Origin of the sequence: Prevotella veroralis (genome assembly GCF_018127765.1) — a bacterium.
Taxonomy (GTDB): Bacteria; Bacteroidota; Bacteroidia; order Bacteroidales; family Bacteroidaceae; genus Prevotella; species Prevotella veroralis.
The window spans coordinates 1,451,367-1,473,377 of the sequence record NZ_CP072330.1; the positions used below are offsets into that span (position 1 = coordinate 1,451,367).

Sequence of the window (22,011 nt, forward strand, 5' to 3'; positions counted from 1 at the left end):
GAGAGGGAGTCACGTTTTGTGCTCCTCTCATCACTTTTCAATTATAGTAAAAGACATGAAAAGACTCCTTACAATCATAGTTCTCATACTGACAACCATTACATCAGCGCATGCTCAAAGTACGGTAACTGTAACGCAGAGTACCGATATTGACGCATTAGTCAATGGTAAGAAAACAGCGAAGAAAGCTAATAAAGAAAGCAAGAAAGTAGAGAGTCAGCGTGAGCAATCACGCCAGTCAATAGGCTCAAAGATTAAGACTCCAGATACAAAACAACTGTCTGTTCCTAAGCTAAACGACCATAAACCAGAGATTGCAAGACCTGACAATAACACCTTACAGCCCGTTAGGCAAGTTGGGACTAAGCTAGTGAAACGTTTAGTCAGAAGGCCTCATGACCCCACATTCGATGATATAGACGATGGCAAACAGATAGTGACCAAACGTGTAAAGAAGGGCATTAAAAAGGTTAGGGGATTCCGTGTTCAGGTCTATAGTGGCGGTAATACGCGTATAGCTCACCAACAGGCAGACAAAGCGGGACAAACTGCTAAGCAGTTATTCCCCGATCAGCCCATCTATGTTCACTTCTACGCGCCACGTTGGATGTGCCTTATTGGTAACTTCACAAACTATAACACTGCTAAAAAAGTAATGCGGAAGATGCGCAAAGAAGGCTATCCTCAAGCAAACGTGATACGTATGATGGTTAGCATAAGGACGTCAACTGTCATTGACAACTAAATATATTCACACCTTATATATTATATATAACCCCCAAACAACACCCTTACTGGGGTAACAGGTAACACCCTTATAAGGGTCTTAGGCAATACCCTTACTATGGTAATAAAGCCCACCTCATAAACAGCAATAATCAGAAACAATATAATATGACTCCAGAAACACAATTTCGTGATGGTTTAGACGAACTTGCAACACACTATAAAGAGATATTAAAGTTGCTCGGTGAGAATCCAGAAAGGGAAGGATTGGAGAAGACTCCCATGCGAGTTGCAAAGGCAATGCAGGTTCTTACACGTGGATATACACAAGATCCTCATAAGGTATTAACGGACGCGCTCTTTGAAGAGAAGTACAATCAGATGGTGATAGTCAAGGATATTGACTTCTTCTCAATGTGTGAGCACCATATACTCCCATTCTATGGCAAGGCGCATGTGGCGTATATTCCAAACGGAAAGATCACTGGTTTGAGTAAGATCGCACGTGTTGTCGATATCTACTCTCACCGACTTCAAGTGCAGGAACGCCTCACCGAACAGGTAATGCAATGTATCAACGACACGTTGAAACCGCAAGGTGTGATGGTAGTCATCGAAGCGAAACACATGTGTATGCAGATGCGTGGTGTGGAGAAACAGAACTCTATCACCACAACAAGTGCTTACAGTGGTGTGTTCGAATCAAGTAAAACCCGCAACGAGTTTATGAACTTACTGCGTGGAGAGACCAAACGGATATAATAACAACTAATATTTAAAAGGAGAAAAGTTATGAATAAGGTTTTAAAAGTGGCCACACTAGCATTCGTGGCAATCGTTACAATCAACTTCTTTACGGCATGTTCTAAGGAGAAAGATACGCCAAGTATTAATGTTGAACAGCTTTACCAAAACATCAATGGCAATTACGTTGGTACTGCAAAGATGCGTAACAGCAATGGTGACTTGGGTTCAAAGAATGCAACATGGACAGCTAAGAAAGAGGTAATCAGCGTTAAGAACATCAATGGTGACGAACTCGCAGCTGGCGTAAAGAACCAATCTTCAAAGTTATATCAAGCTCTTTTGAATGCTACGAATGGTAAGTTAGAAGTCATTATGACGAGTTTTAAACCACAGGAACAAATGATTTTCTTCAATGCATCAGCTAAACTCACCTTCACCATCAATCTTGATGGACAACAGGTAGAGGTGGTTGGAACAGGAGGCTCACTGCCTTTCTCTTGTTTCTATGCAATGCCTACACAAAAGATGCACTTTAATTTCACCATTAGAGACTTGAAGAAGAACAATGGAAGAGGCGGTTTCACTCCCCTATCCACCGATTACAACTTGCCTATAACATTTGAGTTTGAATCACAACAAAAGATTTAATAACACATTAAGGACGAGAGAAAGGAAGAGAGATGAAACTTATTTCATGGAATGTAAACGGTCTTCGTGCTTGCGTGGGCAAAGACTTTGAGCAGCAATTCAAGGACTTTAACGCTGATTTCTTTTGTTTGCAAGAGACGAAGATGCAAGCTGGTCAGCTTGATTTAAGCTTTCCTGGATACGAGTCATACTGGAATTACGCTGATAAAAAGGGTTATTCAGGTACTGCGATATTCACGAGACATAAGCCATTGAGCGTTACTTACGGCATTGATATCGATGAGCACGACCATGAGGGACGTGTCATTACATTAGAGATGGACGATTTCTACCTCGTAACTGTCTATACACCGAACTCGCAAGATGAGCTTCGTCGATTGGAATATCGCATGAAGTGGGAGGATGACTTCCAATCCTACCTACACAAACTAGATGAGATTAAGCCTGTCATAGTGTGCGGTGATATGAATGTTGCGCACCAGGAGATCGACTTAAAGAACCCCAAAACAAACCGCCGAAACGCTGGCTTCACCGATGAAGAGCGTCAGAAGATGACCCAACTATTGAGTAATGGATTCATAGATACCTTCCGCACGCTTTATCCAGAGCAAGTAACCTACTCTTGGTGGTCGTATCGTTTCCGTGCAAGGGAGAAGAATACGGGTTGGCGTATCGACTACTTCCTTATCTCCGAACGCTTGAGAGACCGATTGGTAGACGCTAAGATTCATACAGAGATAATGGGTAGCGACCATTGTCCCATAGAGATTGACTTAAAGTAAAGCCTCTCTTATGTATGCCCAGATCAAATCATTGCTATTGATGGCTGTAGTTCTTGCAGCCATCATAGCCTATGCTTTCTCTCCAAAAGAGCTTACTTTGGGCAGCTACACAATAAGGAAGATAACACTTACAAGTATCTTCCTTCCTCCTAAAGAACCACAGAAAAAACACAAGAAGAAGCCTAAGACCATTCATCGCAACCAAACTATTCTCTTCATCGGAGACTCTATGGTGGAGGGACTGTCACGTCGCTTGGGTGATTACGCAGGTGAGAATGGACACAAACTATACTCTGTTATATGGTATAGCTCATCCACTGAACGATGGGGAACGACGCATACTCTGGAACATTACATCGCTAAATACAAGCCAACTTACATCCTTATCTGTCTTGGAAGTAATGAGTTATTCATCAACGACCTCGCTAACAGGGCTCAATATGTCAGTGAGATGGTTAAGAAGATAGGCGATATTCCTTTCGTGTGGATTAGTCCTTCGGATTGGAATGGAGATACTGGTATCAATGACATCATCAAAGAAAGAGTAGGTGCAGGGCATTTCTTCGATAGTAGACACTTAAAACTAAAGCGAGGAAGTGACCATTATCACCCTACATGGGAGGCTGCTGCTTATTGGATGGATACGGCTGCAAAGTTTATTGCCAGTAATAAGTGTGACTATCCATTGCAGCTCAATTCCCCTAAAGCACATCACAAGGCAACAAACACAAGTTTGTTACAACCAGCATTTGAAGGCTTTTAATACAGAAAAGGAAAGTAAGCGAAAGAATACAGAAGCATGACAGAACTATCGCAGCTAACATCCACGTTCCTTGATTTCTTATCCTCACAAGATAAGAACTGGTCGTTGTGTACGCTGTCATTCATGGCTTGTTTCCTCGTTTTCTTTGCTCTTTACATTCCCCTTAGACACTATCGTCAACAGTGGACAAAGGTTTATGTCATTTGTTTTAGCCTCTTCTTCGCTTTCAAAGCGAATGGTGCTTTGATGTGGCTATTGCCTTTCACCACCTTTGTATCATGGTATCTAACGCGTTCTATGATGCGTTTAAAACATGGAAAGTTGCGTAAGACGGGCTTAGCCATCACCATTTTCACAGAGTTGATACCCCTACTCTACTATAAATACACGAACTTCACCCTTGAAATATTCCATGAGCTCCTCCGCAGTAACTTCTCTCCTATGAAGTTACTCTTGCCTGTTGGTATCTCTTTCTTTACTTTCCAAGCCATCAGCTACACAGTGGATGTTTATAAAGGGAGGTATCCAAAGACTGCGAAACTACTTGATTATACATTCTATCTTACGTTCTTTCCCCTCCTCATAGCTGGTCCTATCACCCGTGCCGAAGTATTGTTACCACAGATTCAAACCCCTAAAAGGAATATCAAGAGTGCCCTTGTCTATAAAGGACTGTGGTTGATTATCTGCGGATTGATAAAGAAAGCACTCATAGCAGACTATCTTGCGCAATATAACAACATAGTGTTTGATGCGCCAGCAGTGCAGAATGGCTTTGGAGATCTTATGGGTGTGTTGGGCTTCTCGGTACAGATTTACTGCGACTTCTCGGGTTACAGCGACCTAGCTATTGGTGTTGCAGCCCTGATGGGATATGAGTTAAAGGACAATTTCAACTTCCCTTACCAAAGTCTTAACCTCACGGAGTTCTGGCATAGATGGCATATTGCACTTTCAACATGGGTTCGCGATTACCTATATATCCCTCTTGGAGGTAACAGAAAGGGTACTGTTCGCACTTACCTCAATAGCTTCTCTGTCATGATTATTGCTGGTTTATGGCATGGGGCATCGTGGATGTTCATCGTATGGGGCGTTATGCATGGTATAGGACTTGTCGTTCATAAGTTTTGCAACAACAATGGTCTGAAGCAGATACCCAATTCCAAGCCTATAAAAGTTGCTTGTTGGCTCATCACCTTCGGCTATATTTCACTCGCATGGATATTCTTCCGTGCCCCTAATATGGACTCTGCTCTGACATTGATAACGAATATCATTCAAACAACTAAGCTCTGTGATGCTTACGCTTTCCTATTAGAATACCCGCTCTGGACGGCAGTTGTACTCATTAGTTTGGAACTTCACAGCATTAAAGAGGCTGATTATGAATGGTTACAAACGAAGTTCATCCGTTCACCATGGCTGGTGAAGCTCGCTATCTTCGCCTTTGTTCTGCAATTAGTCATCAACTTTAGCCAGCATAGTATACAACCTTTCATTTACACACAGTTCTGATATGATTATCAAATACAAGTATAGTCCATTGCTATTCATCGATACGTTGCTTGCACCCATCCCTGTTTTGTTTTTTATATGGTTCTTCTTCGGACACAAAGGAACAGATGCATCTCATCCTCTAATGCTTATTCTTGCATTGTGGATGACTGGTTTTGCCATCTCATATTGGCTTTTCAAGCTCTTTATTACATGTCAGAAATTATGGAATAAAGACTATCTTTCCATCAAAGGAGACCACATCTGCTTTTATGATTGCCTCCGTTGTAAGTACATCGAAGTAACAGCTGATGAGATAGAAGGCGTCAACGATTATAATTACCACTTCGTTCCGTTCGTCGTTCAGATAATTTATACAACGAAAGGAAGGCTCTTCACTCTTCCTGATCTTACACATGAAGGCAAGGAAAGAGTGACTGAAATAATTTATGACTTTATGTATAAGACAGAGAAAGAGACCACGTCTCGTTAGCAACAAACAAGTGGCTATGCAGAAAGATAAAAGATACTCCATTTGAAGAGGGCGTTCCTTCATATCGAAGAGACGCCCTTTTGCAGTTGAAAAGAGGCTCTCTTTACATCAAAGAGAGCCTCTTGTTAAATCTAATTATAATTCGCTACTCATTCTTTTCATACCTCCATTACATCTTAGTAACCCACATCCCCTCCTTTGGAGGGGCTTGGGGAGGCTTGTAATTACTAAACTCTGACAGGTAACTCTTACTGGATCAGACTTGAATAGTGCTTCAATCCAACCTTTTCCATTCGACCATCAGGGTGCGTAATCGTCATGTAGTCGAAACGACTCTTACCTTCTCTATAAGCCACAACACCGATACTTCCATCGCGCAAGTGTAGCGTTAAATAGCCTTCACGCTTACCATCTTTGTAATTGCAATGCCACTTCTCCATACCATTGGGGTAATAAGCAGTCACATGACCATCAAGAACTGTATTGGCATCATTGCCTAAGTCGAGGAAAGAATAGCCACCCTCTAAACGCTTCTGACCATCTGGATAGAAGTCCTGGAAGATGTCTCGCTCTACACCCTTATAGCTTTCTTTTGCAAGAAGACGATAGTAAGCAACGTTCTCAGAGCTTTTCACTGATCGTAACGCTTGATTGTAGAAGATTGTATCACGTGATACTACTGTTGTTGTCACACCTTCGCGAGCGAAAGATGATGCTGAAATCAGGCAGACAAAAGCTGTCAAAAGTAACTTTTTCATTGTCGATAGGTCTTTAATTATACGTTTTCTATAAGCAAATTTAATAGTAAACTATGATACAACCAAATATTCTGAAGGGTATTTTTAAGTAATTTTTCGTGCCTTTTCAGTTGTAATTAAAGAGTAAAAAGAATAACAAAAAGAGAAGAAATAAGCGTTAAATAGCTTTGAAAAGAAAGCGAACTATACTATTATTAAGGGTTTCATGCACAACAATTAGCATTATGTCATATAATTGATATATATCAATTCAAGGTGAATAGTTATCTTTCAAGCCTTTTACACTTTGATAGACTTAACTGTTAAAACTGTGTTTCTCTACTAAAAAAGCTACTTTCTTAAAATGAAAAATCCTGTCATCTGCACTTCACCAATTAGTAAATGAGCAGAGACAGGATGAATGTTTTTATCCTAATCTTATAGTTTCATAAACGATACTTGCCGTTTCTTCACGGGCTTACCACCCTTAACTGTAAAACAATCATTAAGTTCCATCACACCAGTAAAGCGTATCGCATCCTTCCCGCTGGGGTTGACAAGTAAGGAGGCTGTCGCATTGTCGAACACTTCCAAGACTATCTGGTAACTTTCATAATCGTTGCGAGTGGTCATAAAAATGCGTCTGCCACCCTTAATAGGCTCTTCTTTGTAACTCGAAAGAGGGGAAACAAGGGACAAGCCACCGCCCCGACCGTATGGAATCTGGTACACCCTACCCACATAAGGGAGGAATAAACCAACAGAATCACCGCTTACTTCAATGCCCCAATCATCTTGTAAATAGATCGAAGGACCCCTCATTGGCTCCATTCTATCCATGAAGATGCGGTAACGATGCTCGCCTAAATGAGCCTTGACAGCGGCAGCTTTCAGTTGAGCCATCGTCTCCTTTGATATTGGCTTACCATCCGAATCATAGTAAGTCGTTGCACATCCCACCATTAGGAGTGCCGAAAACAAACATAAAAACAATCGTTTCATAATAGTACCTCTCTTTCTCTCTGATGAAAACAAGCCTTTGCTTTAGTCTATGCGTTCGATCTTTGGTGCATTCATCTTCTCTATCGTAGGTGCAGAAGACTTACTGGAAGGTTCTGGATCTGGCGTTGTTGGGGTAGGAGAAGCTGGTGCAGCCATTGGCGCCTCATTGCTTTCTTGATGGGATGTGCTTTCCTTTGACTTAGCTTTATCAGCCTTGTCAGTCTTGTCCTTAGCCTCATCTGCATCCTTGTCCTTGTCGTCCTTGGCTGTTAAATCATCCTTTGAAGACTTCGCATGAGGCCACAGATAATCGCCGACAATGTCTATCGTATCCTTATCGGCAGTGCGTTGCTGTTCCTCCTCTTGCTCTTCTTCGCTTAAAGGACTATCTTTGTCTTCGACTATCAGATTATATCCTATCCCTAAAAGAACGATAACTACCAGTCCACATAGCACCTTAAACGTGAGTGACTTAGTAAATTTACGCTTCTTATTCTGCATTGGCTTAGCTTTAATATATTATTTTCTTTATGAAAGAAAACGCTATCGTTGCGTTCTCCTACACTCTATCTGCAAAGATAAACATTTATAAGGAAAACGCACCGAAACGATGATAAAAAATAATAAATGCCTACTCTTTAATACGAATAAACGCATTGGCGAGGATGGCGGTGAGCCCTCCGGTGGTGATACCACTCGAGAAGATACTCTTAATGAGGTCTGGCATCTTATCAAGAATATTAGGCACTAACTCTACACTCAAGCCCATTGCAAAGCTGATTGCCATAACCAATACTGCCTTACGGGTTATCTTCGTTGAAGCGATGATACGGATTCCTGCTGCTGCAACAGTACCGAACATGAGGAGTGTGGCACCTCCTAAGACGGCATCGGGGATAAGAGAAAAGAGCTGACCAACCACTGGGAAGAGTCCTAATAATACCAAGGCTGCTGCAATGAAATACCCTACATAACGACTGGCAACGCCTGTTAATTGTATCATACCATTGTTTTGAGCAAAGATGGAGTTAGGGAAACTATTGAAGATAGCGGCTAAGAAAGAATTAAAACCATCTGCTAAGATTCCACCCTGCGCCCTTTTCAAGAAGACCGAACCCTCAACTGGCTCGCCAGAGATCAATGAGTTGGCTGTAATATCGCCGAATGCTTCAACTGCAGTAACCAAGTAGATGAGCCCAAGACCGATGATTGAACCTATATCAAAGCGCAGTCCATACTTGAAAGGGGTTGGTATATTCAGCGTTCCGGCACCACTTATGCGTGAAAAGTCAATCATGTTAAGGGCGTAGGCAGCAACACTTCCTATCAACAAACCCAACACGATGGATGCCATTCGTAGGAATCTGTTGCTCGAACGATTAAAGAATATAATGCTGACAAGTACTAAGAAAGCTAAACCAAGATTCTGCATGGATCCGAAAGTACCTGCATCTATAGCCGACTGACCACCTCCGCACGAATTGATACCTGCCTTTATGAGGCACATACCAATGAGGGAAACAACAATACCAGACACTAATGGCGTGATAATCTTACGTGTGTAAGGGAGTAAACGACTCACAATCATCTCGACAAAAGCCGCTACAAGGCATGCTCCGAAGATGTAACTCAAACCCATTTCGACGTTCATCTTTCCGCCAACCATACCTAACATTCCTGCACCAATTATCGGACTGATGAAAGAGAAGGATGTTCCTTGAATACAGAGAAGCCCTGCCCCTAACGGTCCAAAACGTTTACACTGAATAAAGGTGGCTAATCCTGATACGAAAAGAGACATCGATACGAGGAAGCCAGTGGTCTCTAAGTCAAATTTCAACGCCGAACTGATAATGAGGGGAGGCGTGATAATAGCTACAAAGATGGCTAATAAATGCTGTAAAGCCGCAAACAACGTTTCACGAAGGGGTGGTCTGTCATTCAAACCATAGATAAGTTCCTTTGATACTTCCATTCTTTTACTTTTAAAACTACTATATAATAAGGTGAAGTTATATCTATTTAAAACACGTTTCAATGACTATTAGTAAACGAGCAATAGTCTATAAACAAACAAGGTGGACGTATGCTGTCCACCTTGTTTAATCTTCTTTCAGTTTAATCTCACAATTCTCAAGCGATTCAATGATTGCTAGGCTCTCACAGCGAACGCCCGCTTGCTCTATTACCTCACGTCCGTGTTGGAACGCCTTCTCGATGATAAAGCCCATACCAACTAGTTCCGCACCTGCTTGTTTACACAAGTCTATGATACCTTTAGCCGCATTTCCGTAGGCAAGGAAGTCATCTACGAACAACACTTTATCGCCTTCTCGTAGGTATTCTTTGGATATTACGACATGATACTCACGTTGCTTCGTGAAAGAAAACACTGTCGTCGACAACATATCGGTCATTGTTGAAGGCTTCTTCTTCTTTGCGAAGACAACAGGAAGGTCTAGTAAGAACCCCATCATGATAGCTGGTGCAATGCCACTAGCCTCTATTGTGATGATTTTATTAATCTCCGTTGAGGCGTATCTACGTATGAATTCCACACAGATACGCTTCATCAAATTAGGATCCATTTGATGATTAATAAACTTGTCTACCTTTAGGATGCCTCCAGGATAGCACTTACCATCCTTTAAAATACGGTCACGTAATGCTTTCATTGTGCAATTAATAGTTTGTCGATGCCGAGAATTAATTGCCTACAAAAGTACTAAAAAGATGGAATATAAGCACTATAACAACCTTACTTTTATCTCTCTTTATTGCAGAAAAGCACATTCACATCGATTAAACATTGCCGTTACAAAAAGATTTAGTACTTTTGCACCCGTTTGCCAGTCTGTTAACAAACTTACAACTGGCGTTTTTTATTAATTATATTATGTACAAACCAACTTTTGAAAAGCGCAGTGTCCTGAAGTTTAAGCACTTCTCTAATCACGGCTACTCGCTCTTTGCCGTTCTTGGCAAGGAGGTTTTGATTGGTGTACTGAGTGTTGCTACCTTACAGCATGCTACTGCCAAAGGCATTAGCGTTAATGCTGAAAAGGCAGAAATGGACTCAGTTATAACCAACCGAGGCGTGATGATGGATGAAGTAAGCGTCACGGGAACACGCGCACCACTGACTGTTAGTCAGCAAGCGAGAATGGTAACTGTACTAAGTCGTGAGGATATCCAAGCGGCGCCAGTACAGAGTGTGAATGACTTATTGAAGTATGCCGTCGGTGTCGATGTACGACAAAAGGGTCCTCTAGGGGCTTTGACAGACGTAAGCATACGTGGGGGCAACTCCGAACAAGTCACAATTCTTCTCAACGGCATCAATATCTGTGATGCACAAACAGGTCATAACGCCTTCGATTTCCCAGTTGATATTAGTGAAATCGAGCGTATAGAAATTCTTGAAGGACCTGCTGCACGAGTTTATGGTACGTCTTCTTTATTAGGTGCTATAAACATTGTAACCCAAACTCCACCACAATCAAGTCTCTCCGCACACGTCGAAAGCGGCTCTTATGGCTATCTTAGTACTGGTATGCGAGCGAACTTATCAAAGGGAAAATGGAACAATCAACTATCTGGTTCATATACCCGCAGTGATGGTTACCTTCGTAACAAAGCAGGCAAACTGAATGCTGATTATCGCACAGGTAAGGCTTTCTATCAAGGCAATTACACGGATAACGACGTTAGAGTTCAGTGGCACGCAGGTATGAGTATCAAGGACTTTGGCTCTAACACGTTCTACTCAACGAAGTATGATGACCAGTTCGAACACACTTTCAAAACCTTTACTGCCATACAAGCAGAGAATCTTCAAGGGCGTTTCCACATCCGTCCTGCCATCTATTGGAACCGTAGTATGGATCGCTTCGAACTGTTCCGAAACGCTGCAAACAAGTATCCTTTCAATTATCACCGCACAGATGTCTATGGTGTAAACCTCAATACTTACTTTGATTGGAAACTAGGACGAACAGCCGTTGGAGCCGAGATTCGCAATGAAGATCTCGTCAGTGGTAACCTTGGCGAACCGCTTGCTAAGCCTAAGCACATACATGGTACGGACAGAGACTACACCGTTGGTCTAAACAGAACGAATATCCAGTTCGTCTTTGAACACAATCTCATCCTTGACCGATTCACGTTATCTGCGGGTTTAATAGCCGTTAAGAACACACAAGCTGATATGCACATGCGTGTTTACCCAGGCATCGACGCAAGTTATCGCATTGGACAAGCATGGAAGTTATATGCCTCTTACAACACATCTCTTCGTATGCCTTCTGTAACGGAATTATTCTATTCTGTAGGTGGACATAAGGCTGATAAGCACCTCAAACCAGAGGAACTTTCAGCATTAGAAACAGGCGTTAAATATGAAACCAAGGGTGTTACTGCCAAAGCGAGTCTATATTGGAATCATCACAAGAACCTCATCGACTGGATCAATGATGGAACTTTAGATGCCAGCGGAGCACCGCTTTGGAAGAGTGTTAACTTTGGAACTATCAACGACTTCGGGGCAGAGATGGCACTTGACTTTAATCTTCTGCAGCTCATCCCATCGCAACGTTTCTTTAAGAAGTTCTGTGTTGCTTATAGTTACATCAACCAGGATAAGACTGAGCAAGCAGGTATCGTGAGCAAATATGCCCTCGAATACTTAAAGAATAAGGTAGTAAGTAACCTCCAAATGAACCTTTGGCGCAATCTTGACCTCGGTCTTAACTATCGCTTCCAACACCGTATGGGCAGCTATTTGGACGTAAATAATCAACGTCACAAATACAGAAGTTACGGCGTAATGGACGCTAGATTAAGTTGGACTGATAAGGGTTGGACAGCCTATCTGGAGGCTAACAACCTCTTCGGAACGCATTACCTTGATTATGGAAACGTCCCTCAACCCGGCACGTGGGTTATCGGTGGCATCCGTATCAACCTATAAGTTCTATCTAACTTATAACTATTTATCAATTTGAAAAAACATTGATAACATCAATAAAAAGGGAGATTTCCAAAGATGGAGTATCTCCCTTTCTTCATACTTCATACTACTGGAAAGACTTTAAGAGCGCACTTAACAGATTAATTCACGTTCACAGCGATACCACGACGCAACATATCGTCCATCAAAGGGCGTACACGAAGGAGGTAATCAGTATAACTGCGCCGTTCAGGAATGGTCCAACCTGCTTCCGACAAAGCAGCAGCACGAGGGAAAGCTTGATAATAAAGTCGTTCGGTTGAATTGATACATTCGCTCCAAAGTGTACCACTCACGCCTAAGAGATTACGCTGTACAAAGGTGCTATCCATCCCCCATGCCGGATCAAGACGATAAGTTTGTTCATGCGAAGTAACGGGCATTCCCCAATTAACCTCTGGCATATCGCCTCGCCCTTGTGGGTAGTCAAGATAGCAATGTTCGCCTGGACACATCATAATCTTTGCTTTGTTACGCACGGCTGCATCTATCGCCACCTGCGTTAAACCATTCCGCCAAGCATAAACAACGCACCCCGGTTGGATTGTCTTAAACTCTTTCTCATACCAATACATTGGCGTCTTCCCCAACTGATGAATCTGTTTTATAACTCGATCAAAGAGGTATTGCTGTAATTGCCAGTTCTCTGTAAACCCTTCCTTCCGCTTTAGTTCCTTACAAGCAGGGCAGTTTGTCCATGCGCCTAATGGTGGTTGACCCGCCTCATCACCGCCCAGATGAACGTATGGAGCAGGGAACACCTCGGCTAACTCCTTTAGAACGTTATCAAGAAACTCGTAAACAAAGGGTTCGGCAGGGCAGAGTAAGTCATTACTAACTCCACAGGTCAAACGGATGGGGACTTCTTTTTTAGCACAAGAGAGTTGTGGGAAACAATGAATAGCAGCCACTTCATGCCCGGGAAGTTCTATCTCTGGAATCACCATAACATGATATTGGGCTGCAAAACGTACCAACTCACGCATCTGCTCTTGCGTATAAAAGCCGCTAATACGCTCTGGCATATCATCCATTCCTACTCTGTCGGAGGCTTTCTCAGTAAGTTCTGGATACTTCTTAATCTCTATTCTCCATGCTTGATCATCAACTAAATGGAGGTGAAGAGCATTGAATTTGAAGCGAGCCATCTCTACAACGAAGTGCTTTAAATCGTTGAATGGGATGAAATGACGCACTGGATCCACCATTAACTCACGCACTTCCGTTCGCGGCTGGTCTACTATATAAAGAGGAGGAATCGTTGTTGAGGGGGCAGCAACACCATTCCCTATACATAATTGTTCGAGTGTCATCAGTCCATAAAACACTCCCGCTGCAGTCTTTCCCTTTATCTCTACGCCTTTATTTGATATGTCTAACGTATAAGCCTCAGCATTGTTTAGGGTTGAATCAAGTGATAAACGCACTATTACTCCCCTACTCTTACCACCTTTTATATTATTAGCTTGCGGACGGAGCACACTCGTTGTACGTTCACGAAGTATGCGTTCGGCTTGTTCCTTTTCATTATCTAAGCCGTTCGAAGCCTCAACGCCGATAACATCCGACCAAATCAACGCCTTTTTATAAACGCCTTTTGGATTTGTTTTAGAGAACACTTCCATGCGAAGAGGACGTGGAACGAGTAACTCTTCAGGCTCACAAACATTCTTCTCTTCGGTCTTCGAGAAGAAAGAACGCCAACCCACAGCATTCAGATAAGCCGCTTTTGCCTTTGAAGGAACAATGAGTTTGACTATCTTAAAATCAATTCCTACAAAAGTATTAGCAGCACAAACTGGTGGAACAAGTGCTGAAAGACGTATCACACGCAAGCCCTTACAATTAGCAAAAGCGAAAGACTTCAAACGAGGAGAACCTTCAAACACGAGTTCATCCAAACCACTACAACCATTGAAAGCCGATGCTTCTATCACACGAGTTGATGATGGGATGAGTAATTGCCCCTTTAAACCATCACAGGCAAAGAATGCCTGACTACCAATAGAGTCCAAAGTCGCAGGGAGAATAAGCTTTTGTAATCTATGCCGAGAGTGCATTGCATTACGTGGAATCACTTTGCAGGCAGTTTGAGAAAAGTCGAGTACAGTTTCATTCACCTTTACATCGCGCAGAGTTCGAAAGTTTTGAGCCTTCATTGGCAATGCAGCTAGTAGTATATACATGCTTATCAGTATCTTATTAATAGCATGTTTCGTATACACCTGACAAGAGGAAGCGGATGTTCCAAACCTATATTGCACACGATCACAGGTGAGATTGCACCCAAAGATCCCCTCAATTATCGTCTTTCTCATGTTCATCTTCATTTGTAGAAATTAATAGACTTTGGTTTTCACTATGGGTGACAAAGATACAAATAAGAATTGGGAAAGCTATTACTAACCATACCTTTTTATGCACAAAGCGTACTTTGATAATAGAAAATGTAATTAACTCCTATCAAAAAAATATAATATTCGGTAGCACTTAATATCCTCCAGAATTATTACAAGGCTTCTGTAATACCTCTCCAAGACTTCTGTAATACTTCTACAAGCCTTTTGTAACATTACAGAAAGGCTTTAAGTCGACTCGAAGAAAACGTTTTTAACAGCTTAAAAAACAAAAAGAAAGAAACCAAAAGATGATTTCTTTCTCTTCAATTAAGTCGGGATGACCAGACTCGAACTGGCGACCACTGGTCCCCCAGACCAGCATTCTAAACCTACTGAACTACATCCCGTTCCTTTAAAAGCCCTGCAAAATTACGTACTTTCCATGATATTAGCAAACTTTTGAAGTTCTTTTTCTCATATCCCAAGTTTATTTTGTAATTTTGTGATGTAATAATTATGCACCAAAAAAGCATGCAATACATCATAACTCCACCCCAACATATTGATACTCGCATTACACTTCCAGCCTCAAAAAGCGTTAGTAATCGTGCACTCATCGTACAGGCACTTACAAAAGAGGGGATTCTACCAGAGAACTTATCGGATTGTGATGACACAAAAGTTATTTTGCAGGCTTTCTCTCAACCATCAGATGTGATTGACATAAAGGCTTCTGGCACTGCAATGCGCTTTCTGACAGCGTATTTATGCCTATCACAAGGAGAGCATATTATCACGGGAACAGAGCGAATGAAGCATCGACCGATAAAGATTCTCGTTGATGCTTTGCGTTACTTAGGTGCAGATATTGATTATATTGGTAATGAGGGCTATCCTCCCCTGCGCATTCGTGGATGTGAATTAGAGGGTGGACAACTGGTAATACCTGGCAATGTGAGTTCGCAATACGTCTCGGCTTTACTCATGATTGCGCCCATTTTGACCAAAGGATTGGACTTGAAGCTCACGGGAGAGATTGTGTCTAGACCTTACATCGACCTCACTTTGCATATTATGCATGAGTTTGGAGTTGCTGCCGAATGGACTAACTTCGACACAATTAGCGTCAAACCACAGCAATACACACGCCGAACTTATACAATAGAGAATGACTGGACAGCAGCAAGCTATTGGTATGAAATCCTCGCTCTACAAGAAGATCTAGACGGAGAGGTGGTTCTCTCGGGTTTAAAAGATGGTTCGCGACAAGGAGATGCAGCTGTTCGATACATCTTCTCATTGCTGGGTATAAAGACAAACTTCGCTCGCAAGGATGCAGAAGGGCTGACTGACGCAACGTTAACACGCCATACTCGTATGCTAAATAGGATGGATTACGACTTTATTAACCATCCAGACTTAGCACAAACACTGATAGCAGCATGTCCAGTGTTGGGTATTCCCTTCCATTTCACGGGTTTGAACAGTCTAAGAATCAAAGAGACAGACCGCATAGAAGCAATGAAAACAGAGATGGCAAAGCTGGGTTACGTCCTTCAAAGCCGTAACGATGGAGAGTTGTCATGGGAGGGTGAACGTTGCGAACCTGTTTCTCTTCCTGTCATCAACACATACGAAGACCATAGAATGGCAATGTCTTTCGCTCCATTAGCTATCAAACTGGGGGAAATACGCATAGATCATCCAGAAGTTGTAACGAAGTCTTACCCTCATTTCTGGGCTGACTTACGTTCTGCAGGCTTTCACATTACGGAGGTAGAATAGCCTAGCTGGCCTACTTCTCATGTTTCCAAAAGAAGAAAAGAACAAATGAGTATATTTTATATTGGCATTGGTGCACTTATAGTACTGGCTCTTTTTGCCGCTATAACAACCTTATTCACCAAGAAGAAAGAGGGTGAACCCGATGTTGTTATGCCTACTTCTGGTGATTGCTCATCGTGTGATGGCACAGATGATAAGTGCGAGCAAGTGTGCATGATGGAAGCTGCAACAAGAGAAATAGAGTACTATGATGACGAAGAACTCGATCGTTTCCGTGGGCGACAGTCGAATCAATACACCGATGAAGAAGCCGAGGAGTTTGCCAATATACTCTATACCATGCAGCCACAAGAGGCAAAAGGCTGGAATAGAAGCCTCATCCTCCGTGAGATAAATGTCCCTAATCAGATTAAGGATGAACTAATAACAATGATTGAAGGCTAACGTGAAGAAAGCAAACAGACATATAACCTTCTCTTTATTAGCAATCATTACAATGGTGATTGTGGGTTGCTCTACGAAGAATAACACCGCTCAATCTCGCTGGTGGCAGGCTTTTAATACCCGATATAACGTATATTTTAATGGAGCACAGGCTTATATCGATGGTTCTATAGAGAAAGAAAAGGGGAACAAGGATAACTTTACCGAACTTATTCCACTATATACTGTCGGCAATAAGAATAGTCGTGACTTAGGGAAAAGTAACTTTAATCGTGCCATAGAAAAGGCAGAGAAGGCAATAGCTAAGCATAGTATCAAGAAGAGACCAGAGTGGACTAAGAACAGAAAGAAGACCTCTAAGGACATAGAGTGGCTCTCAAGACGCGAATATAACCCTTTCTTGTGGAAGGCATGGATGTTAATGGGACGCTCACAGTTCCATCAAGGAGCCTTTGAAGAGGCTGCTGCGACCTTCGCCTACATGAGTCGTATGTACAAGGGGCAGCCCGCCATCTATGGAAAAGCACGTGCTTGGTTGGCTAAATGTTACATAGAACAGGGCTGGCTATACGATGCCGAGGATGTTATTCGCAATATGCAACGTGATTCAATGGACTGGCGTGCGGTGAAGGAGTGGGATTATACTTACGCAGACTACTATCTTCACACGGGAGAACTGGCTAAGGCTGTGCCTTACTTACAAAAGGTTATCAAGCACGAGATGCGTCAGAAGCAGAAAGCACGTGAACTTTATCTACTTGGACAAGTGTATGCAGCATTAGGAAAGAGGCAAGATGCCTATGAAGCCTTCCAACGCGTCATTCGTACCAATCCCCCTTATGAACTAGAGTTCAACGCTCGCATTGCTCAAACAGAGGTCATGGCAGAAGGACAAAGCAAGCAGATGATAAGCAAACTAAGGCACATGGCGGCTTCAGATAACAATAAGGAATATCTGGATCAGGTCTATTACGCAATGGGAAACATACATCTTGCGAACAAAGATACGCTTGCTGCTATCAATGCCTACGAACTGGGACGTAAGAAGGCGACGCGTAGTGGAATTGAGAAAGGCGTTTTGTTATTACATCTTGGCGATTTGTATTGGGCTAAAGAGCGTTTCGGCAATGCTAAGAAATGCTATGATGAAGCATTGGGATTACTTGACAGAGATCGTAAAGACTATGAACAGTTGTCTGATCGTTCGAAGATATTAGACGAATTAGCACCTTATACGGATGCTGTCCAGCTACAGGACTCTCTCCAACAGCTTGCTAAATGCTCAGAGAAGGAGCGTAATGCCGCTATAGATAGGGTCATCACGGCATTGAAGAAGAAGGAGAAAGAGGAACAAAATGCACTGGGCTTGCAAAATAACAACGCCCAGCAGCAAGGTATGGATGGTAATTTCGGACGTAACAACACATCGAATAATATTCAAAGAGTTAACCCCAATCATCAACAAGGGAGTACTTGGTATTTCTATAACCCAACGGCTGTACAACAAGGAAAGGTTACTTTCCAACAACTATGGGGCAAGAGAGAGAATATCGACAACTGGCAACGCATGAATCAGACCGTTGTTAGGAATATTGGAAACACTAACAACCCTTATGAAATGACGGATGCTCAACGCGACTCCATATATAAAGCCGAAGCAAAGAGGGATTCGCTCGAACAGACAAGAGACTCTTTAAAGAACGACCCACATAAGCGGGAGTATTATCTAGCACAAATCCCATTCACTGCGGAACAGCTTGCTGCAAGTAACAAGATACTTGAGGATGGTCTACATCATTCAGGAGTAATATTCAAGGATAGGCTTAATAATCTTCGTTTAGCAGAGCGGGCGCTACGCAGAGTGAGTGATAATTATCCTGACTATGAGGCTATGGACGATGTTTATTACCACCTCTACTTGCTTTATATGCGTAAGAACGAACCCGAGATAGCCGAGACTTACCTTACAAAGTTAAGTCGGCAATACCCCAAGAGCAAGTGGACTACCCTCCTAACTGACCCTTATTACAAACAAAACTTACGTTTCGGCGTGCAGATAGAAGACTCTCTATATGCCTCAACTTACGATGCTTTCAAGCAAGGACGCTATAATGAGGTTGCTAATAACGCTCAAATCTCCGAGAAACGATTCCCAATGGGAGCCAACCGAGATAAGTTCTTGTTCATTGGAGGATTGAGTAAGCTAAACACGGGAGACGCTAATGGGTGCTTAACCGACATGAAGGAGGTTGTAAAGAAGTACCCTAACAGTCGTATCAGTGAGATGGCTGGAATGATAGTGAATGGTGTTCAGGCTGGAAAGAAGCTCCGCAGCGGTAAGTTCGACCTAAATGCTGTGTGGTCATACCGTGCTTCCATCCTTAGTGATAGCGACAGTATCCGACAAGCGAAGCTCTCTCCTGAACGCAACATAGACTTTAAGTTCTTGCTAATATACAACCCCGATTCATTGAAGGAGAACCAATTACTATTCGAGTTAGCACGTTTCAACTTCACAAACTTCCTCGTTCGCAACTTTGAAATACAAATAGAAGACCTCAGCGGATTACATCAAATGATCATATCGGGCTTCCGCAGTTATGATGAAGCGTATCAATATGCCCATCAACTATTTGCTGCTAAGGACGTGGTGATGCAGATGAGCAAGACTACTAAGGCTGTCATTATCAGTGACAAGAACCTGAAACTGATTGGAACGACCTATAGTTATAAGGATTATGAGGCTTTCTATAAAAAGAACTTCTCACCGCTTGAAGTGACCAAACGCTATCTCTTGAGTGAACCAGCCGAAGTGGCGACACCGCGCGAGCCTGATCTTCTACAGAAGATAGAGGAGAAGCACGCCAATGACAAGGATCTCTTCCCTGACGATATGGATGTTCCTGCAAACAATACGATGGATATTCCGTTGGACACACCAGCATCAAAGAAGATGGAGCCAACGACATCTCCAAAGAATGAAAACACTTTCGAGATTCCTACGGAGGTGAAGAAACCAACGTTAGAGGACACTAACACGTTCGTTATTCCTGATGAGAAGCCTGCCGAAAAGCCTACTCCAACTCTCCCGAAAACTCCTGCCAACACAGGAAAAGAGACGAAGAATACTGTGACAAAGCCTACTCCAACACAGCAAAAGACAGAACCCAAAGTGCAGAAAGTACCATCTGCTGCACCGCAAAAAGCACCTGCTAAGCAGCCTCAACAGGCTCCGGCAAAGAAGCCAAAGGCGGTAGATGATGGTCCAATCATTTACTTCGGAGATGACGAACCAACATCTGGCAAGAAGAATAACAACAAGACTAACAAGAAGAATCAACCCATTCAAAACAACATCGAAGATGAGTATTATGACTTGGAAGGGTTCTAACTAGAAGCAAGAAGATATATGAACAACGGATTGTTACTATGGGTAGATGATGAGATCGAGCTGTTGAAAGCGCACATCCTATTCCTTGAGAACAAAGGATATAAGGTTGTCATGGCTAGCAACGGGGCTGATGCTATTGAGCAATGTGGCATGCAGACCTTCGATCTCGTGCTACTTGATGAGCAGATGCCAGGGCTTTCTGGGCTCGAGACCTTACAACGGATCAAGGAGATTCAACCTGCTACACCTATTGTCATGGTGACGAAGAGTGAAGAAGAAGACATCATGAATCAAGCGATTGGAGCAAAGATTGCAGACTATCTCATCAAGCCCGTCAACCCGAATCAGATACTTCTTTCACTGAAAAAGAATATCCATCAGAAGGAAATTGTCACTGAAGTAACGCAGAGCGGATACCAACAAAGCTATCAACAGATAGCTATGGAGATTGCCGACTGCCGTTCGTTCGATGATTGGAAAGAGGTTTATCGTAAGTTAGTACACTGGGAGTTAGAGCTAAGCAGCACTGACAGCAACATGGTGGAAATGCTGAAAATGCAGAAAGAAGAGGCTAATAATGGCTTTGCTAAGTATATTTCAAAGCATTATCTCAACTGGGTAGCACCACAGGAAACAAAAATGAACAGTAGTTTCGCACGTTTGGCAGGACGCAATAAGAAGTCTGATACCAACAACGAAACCAACGATAAGCCCTTACTAAGCCCAGAGGTCTTCAAGAAAAAGGTGTTTCCACTCATTGACAAAGGCGAGAAAGTATTCCTCATCGTCATCGATAACTTCCGACTTGACCAATGGCGTATCCTGTCGAAAGAGATTGGTGACATGTTCGAGATCGAAGAGGACCTTTACATGAGCATACTTCCAACAGCAACACAATACGCCCGCAATGCTATATTCAGTGGTCTTATGCCTCAACAAATAGCAAAGATGTACCCCGAATTGTGGGTCGATGAGGACGAAGAAGAGGGCAAGAATCTCAACGAAGAGCCGCTTATTCGGACGCAGATAGAGCGTTATCGCCGTCATGACAGGTTCTCTTATCATAAGATTAACGACTCAACGGGTGCTGAGAAGTTCATGCAACAATACAAGAACTTAGCTCAAAACGATCTTAATGTACTTGTTGTTAACTTCATCGACATGCTTTCTCATGCGCGAACAGAGATGAAGATGATACGTGAACTAGCCAGTGACGAGAGTGCCTATCGCTCCATTACACTTAGCTGGTTCCAACACAGCGTCCTTGCAGACGTCATCAAGGAGTTGGCACAATCGAACTATAAGGTGATAATCACAACTGATCACGGATCCATTCGGACGATTAATCCAGTGAAGATTATCGGTGATCGCAATACGAATACGAACCTTCGTTATAAGCTGGGAAAGAGTCTTAACTATGATGCTAAGGAGGTTTTCACTATCAAGAATCCGCATCAAGCACAGCTGCCAGCCCCTAACCTCAGTACAAGTTACGTATTCGCTACGGGCGATTCGTTCTTTGCTTACCCCAATAACTACAACTATTACGTGTCTTACTATAAGGATACTTTCCAACACGGAGGCATCTCTTTGGAAGAAATGATCATCCCTTTGGTCACGCTCACACCACGTAAACGATCATAAAGAAC

At 42.6% G+C, this 22,011-nt stretch carries 18 protein-coding genes and 1 tRNA gene; 12 read left to right on the forward strand and 7 right to left on the reverse strand.

All coding sequences use genetic code 11. The features are described from left to right. The first annotated feature begins 55 nt into the window (after nucleotides 1-55). From J5A55_RS06070 to J5A55_RS06100, 7 genes are all read left to right on the forward strand, one after another. Complete coding sequence (locus J5A55_RS06070; protein WP_004383825.1) at nucleotides 56-745, forward strand: SPOR domain-containing protein; 690 nt, start codon at nucleotides 56-58, stop codon at nucleotides 743-745. Between the two features lie 149 nt (nucleotides 746-894). Then, nucleotides 895-1,488: a GTP cyclohydrolase I FolE gene (gene folE / locus J5A55_RS06075; protein WP_004383824.1), complete on the forward strand. Its 594-nt coding sequence runs from the start codon at nucleotides 895-897 to the stop codon at nucleotides 1,486-1,488. Nucleotides 1,489-1,518: 30 nt separating this feature from the next. Further along, nucleotides 1,519-2,121 carry a DUF4840 domain-containing protein gene (locus tag J5A55_RS06080; RefSeq protein WP_004383823.1) on the forward strand — a complete coding sequence of 201 codons (603 nt, stop codon included), beginning with the start codon at nucleotides 1,519-1,521 and terminating at the stop codon, nucleotides 2,119-2,121. Nucleotides 2,122-2,153: 32 nt separating this feature from the next. Continuing rightward, nucleotides 2,154-2,903 (forward strand): exodeoxyribonuclease III, encoded by a 750-nt coding sequence (locus J5A55_RS06085; protein ID WP_004383822.1) that lies wholly within the window; start codon nucleotides 2,154-2,156, stop codon nucleotides 2,901-2,903. 10 nt (nucleotides 2,904-2,913) lie between these two features. Further along, a complete protein-coding gene (locus tag J5A55_RS06090; protein WP_004383821.1) occupies nucleotides 2,914-3,666 on the forward strand; it encodes an SGNH/GDSL hydrolase family protein in 753 nt (250 codons plus the stop codon). Between the two features lie 36 nt (nucleotides 3,667-3,702). Then, nucleotides 3,703-5,184 (forward strand): MBOAT family O-acyltransferase, encoded by a 1,482-nt coding sequence (locus tag J5A55_RS06095; protein WP_039851457.1) that lies wholly within the window; start codon nucleotides 3,703-3,705, stop codon nucleotides 5,182-5,184. Nucleotide 5,185: 1 nt separating this feature from the next. After that, nucleotides 5,186-5,656 (forward strand): hypothetical protein, encoded by a 471-nt coding sequence (locus tag J5A55_RS06100; RefSeq protein ID WP_004383819.1) that lies wholly within the window; start codon nucleotides 5,186-5,188, stop codon nucleotides 5,654-5,656. Nucleotides 5,657-5,904: 248 nt separating this feature from the next. Here J5A55_RS06100 and J5A55_RS06105 read toward each other — a convergent pair whose 3' ends face one another. From J5A55_RS06105 to xpt, 5 genes are all read right to left on the reverse strand, one after another. Further along, entirely contained in the window at nucleotides 5,905-6,414 is a 510-nt protein-coding gene (locus J5A55_RS06105) for a toxin-antitoxin system YwqK family antitoxin (protein WP_004383817.1), read from the reverse strand. Between the two features lie 417 nt (nucleotides 6,415-6,831). Then, the gene (locus J5A55_RS06110) at nucleotides 6,832-7,395 is read right to left on the reverse strand and encodes a DUF4251 domain-containing protein (protein ID WP_039851455.1); all 564 of its coding nucleotides are present in this window, start codon (nucleotides 7,393-7,395) and stop codon (nucleotides 6,832-6,834) included. Nucleotides 7,396-7,437: 42 nt separating this feature from the next. Then, the gene (locus J5A55_RS06115) at nucleotides 7,438-7,896 is read right to left on the reverse strand and encodes a hypothetical protein (RefSeq protein ID WP_004383815.1); all 459 of its coding nucleotides are present in this window, start codon (nucleotides 7,894-7,896) and stop codon (nucleotides 7,438-7,440) included. Nucleotides 7,897-8,026: 130 nt separating this feature from the next. After that, entirely contained in the window at nucleotides 8,027-9,370 is a 1,344-nt protein-coding gene (locus J5A55_RS06120) for a nucleobase:cation symporter-2 family protein (RefSeq protein WP_004383814.1), read from the reverse strand. Nucleotides 9,371-9,497: 127 nt separating this feature from the next. Further along, nucleotides 9,498-10,070 carry a xanthine phosphoribosyltransferase gene (gene xpt, locus J5A55_RS06125; protein WP_004383813.1) on the reverse strand — a complete coding sequence of 191 codons (573 nt, stop codon included), beginning with the start codon at nucleotides 10,068-10,070 and terminating at the stop codon, nucleotides 9,498-9,500. A 221-nt stretch (nucleotides 10,071-10,291) separates the two neighbouring features. On the opposite strand from xpt, the gene J5A55_RS06130 reads away from it, so the two are divergent. Next, complete coding sequence (locus J5A55_RS06130) at nucleotides 10,292-12,364, forward strand: TonB-dependent receptor (protein ID WP_004383811.1); 2,073 nt, start codon at nucleotides 10,292-10,294, stop codon at nucleotides 12,362-12,364. A 140-nt stretch (nucleotides 12,365-12,504) separates the two neighbouring features. On the opposite strand, the gene J5A55_RS06135 is transcribed toward J5A55_RS06130, so the two are convergent. Both J5A55_RS06135 and J5A55_RS06140 read right to left on the reverse strand, forming a co-directional pair. Further along, entirely contained in the window at nucleotides 12,505-14,733 is a 2,229-nt protein-coding gene (locus tag J5A55_RS06135; RefSeq protein ID WP_004383810.1) for a family 20 glycosylhydrolase, read from the reverse strand. A gap of 341 nt (nucleotides 14,734-15,074) precedes the next feature. Continuing rightward, a tRNA-Pro gene (locus J5A55_RS06140) sits at nucleotides 15,075-15,149 on the reverse strand. Between the two features lie 124 nt (nucleotides 15,150-15,273). Here J5A55_RS06140 and J5A55_RS06145 point away from each other — a divergent pair. Genes J5A55_RS06145 through porX form a run of 4 tightly spaced genes read left to right on the forward strand, consistent with a single transcriptional unit; the run spans nucleotide 15,274 to nucleotide 22,006 of the window. Further along, on the forward strand, nucleotides 15,274-16,527 hold the full coding sequence (locus J5A55_RS06145) for a 3-phosphoshikimate 1-carboxyvinyltransferase (RefSeq protein WP_004383807.1): 1,254 nt from the start codon (nucleotides 15,274-15,276) through the stop codon (nucleotides 16,525-16,527). Between the two features lie 45 nt (nucleotides 16,528-16,572). Then, the gene (locus J5A55_RS06150; RefSeq protein WP_004383806.1) at nucleotides 16,573-16,971 is read left to right on the forward strand and encodes a FeoB-associated Cys-rich membrane protein; all 399 of its coding nucleotides are present in this window, start codon (nucleotides 16,573-16,575) and stop codon (nucleotides 16,969-16,971) included. A 52-nt stretch (nucleotides 16,972-17,023) separates the two neighbouring features. After that, on the forward strand, nucleotides 17,024-20,362 hold the full coding sequence (gene porW, locus J5A55_RS06155) for a type IX secretion system periplasmic lipoprotein PorW/SprE (RefSeq protein WP_234396087.1): 3,339 nt from the start codon (nucleotides 17,024-17,026) through the stop codon (nucleotides 20,360-20,362). Nucleotides 20,363-20,380: 18 nt separating this feature from the next. Continuing rightward, nucleotides 20,381-22,006: a T9SS response regulator signal transducer PorX gene (gene porX, locus J5A55_RS06160; RefSeq protein ID WP_004383804.1), complete on the forward strand. Its 1,626-nt coding sequence runs from the start codon at nucleotides 20,381-20,383 to the stop codon at nucleotides 22,004-22,006. Nucleotides 22,007-22,011: the final 5 nt, after the last annotated feature.

Bases quoted from the DNA above. Each gene is read 5' to 3' on its own strand.
- J5A55_RS06150 (WP_004383806.1), top strand. From the start codon at position 16,573: ATGAGTATATTTTATATTGGCATTGGTGCACTTATAGTACTGGCTCTT.
- J5A55_RS06070 (WP_004383825.1), top strand. From the start codon at position 56: ATGAAAAGACTCCTTACAATCATAGTTCTCATACTGACAACCATTACA.
- J5A55_RS06120 (WP_004383814.1), bottom strand. From the start codon at position 9,370: ATGGAAGTATCAAAGGAACTTATCTATGGTTTGAATGACAGACCACCC.
- J5A55_RS06115 (WP_004383815.1), bottom strand. From the start codon at position 7,896: ATGCAGAATAAGAAGCGTAAATTTACTAAGTCACTCACGTTTAAGGTG.
- J5A55_RS06110 (WP_039851455.1), bottom strand. From the start codon at position 7,395: ATGAAACGATTGTTTTTATGTTTGTTTTCGGCACTCCTAATGGTGGGA.
- xpt (WP_004383813.1), bottom strand. From the start codon at position 10,070: ATGAAAGCATTACGTGACCGTATTTTAAAGGATGGTAAGTGCTATCCT.
- J5A55_RS06090 (WP_004383821.1), top strand. From the start codon at position 2,914: ATGTATGCCCAGATCAAATCATTGCTATTGATGGCTGTAGTTCTTGCA.
- J5A55_RS06100 (WP_004383819.1), top strand. From the start codon at position 5,186: ATGATTATCAAATACAAGTATAGTCCATTGCTATTCATCGATACGTTG.
- J5A55_RS06130 (WP_004383811.1), top strand. From the start codon at position 10,292: ATGTACAAACCAACTTTTGAAAAGCGCAGTGTCCTGAAGTTTAAGCAC.
- J5A55_RS06105 (WP_004383817.1), bottom strand. From the start codon at position 6,414: ATGAAAAAGTTACTTTTGACAGCTTTTGTCTGCCTGATTTCAGCATCA.
- J5A55_RS06095 (WP_039851457.1), top strand. From the start codon at position 3,703: ATGACAGAACTATCGCAGCTAACATCCACGTTCCTTGATTTCTTATCC.
- porW (WP_234396087.1), top strand. From the start codon at position 17,024: ATGGTGATTGTGGGTTGCTCTACGAAGAATAACACCGCTCAATCTCGC.
- folE (WP_004383824.1), top strand. From the start codon at position 895: ATGACTCCAGAAACACAATTTCGTGATGGTTTAGACGAACTTGCAACA.
- J5A55_RS06080 (WP_004383823.1), top strand. From the start codon at position 1,519: ATGAATAAGGTTTTAAAAGTGGCCACACTAGCATTCGTGGCAATCGTT.
- J5A55_RS06135 (WP_004383810.1), bottom strand. From the start codon at position 14,733: ATGAAGATGAACATGAGAAAGACGATAATTGAGGGGATCTTTGGGTGC.
- porX (WP_004383804.1), top strand. From the start codon at position 20,381: ATGAACAACGGATTGTTACTATGGGTAGATGATGAGATCGAGCTGTTG.
- J5A55_RS06145 (WP_004383807.1), top strand. From the start codon at position 15,274: ATGCAATACATCATAACTCCACCCCAACATATTGATACTCGCATTACA.
- J5A55_RS06085 (WP_004383822.1), top strand. From the start codon at position 2,154: ATGAAACTTATTTCATGGAATGTAAACGGTCTTCGTGCTTGCGTGGGC.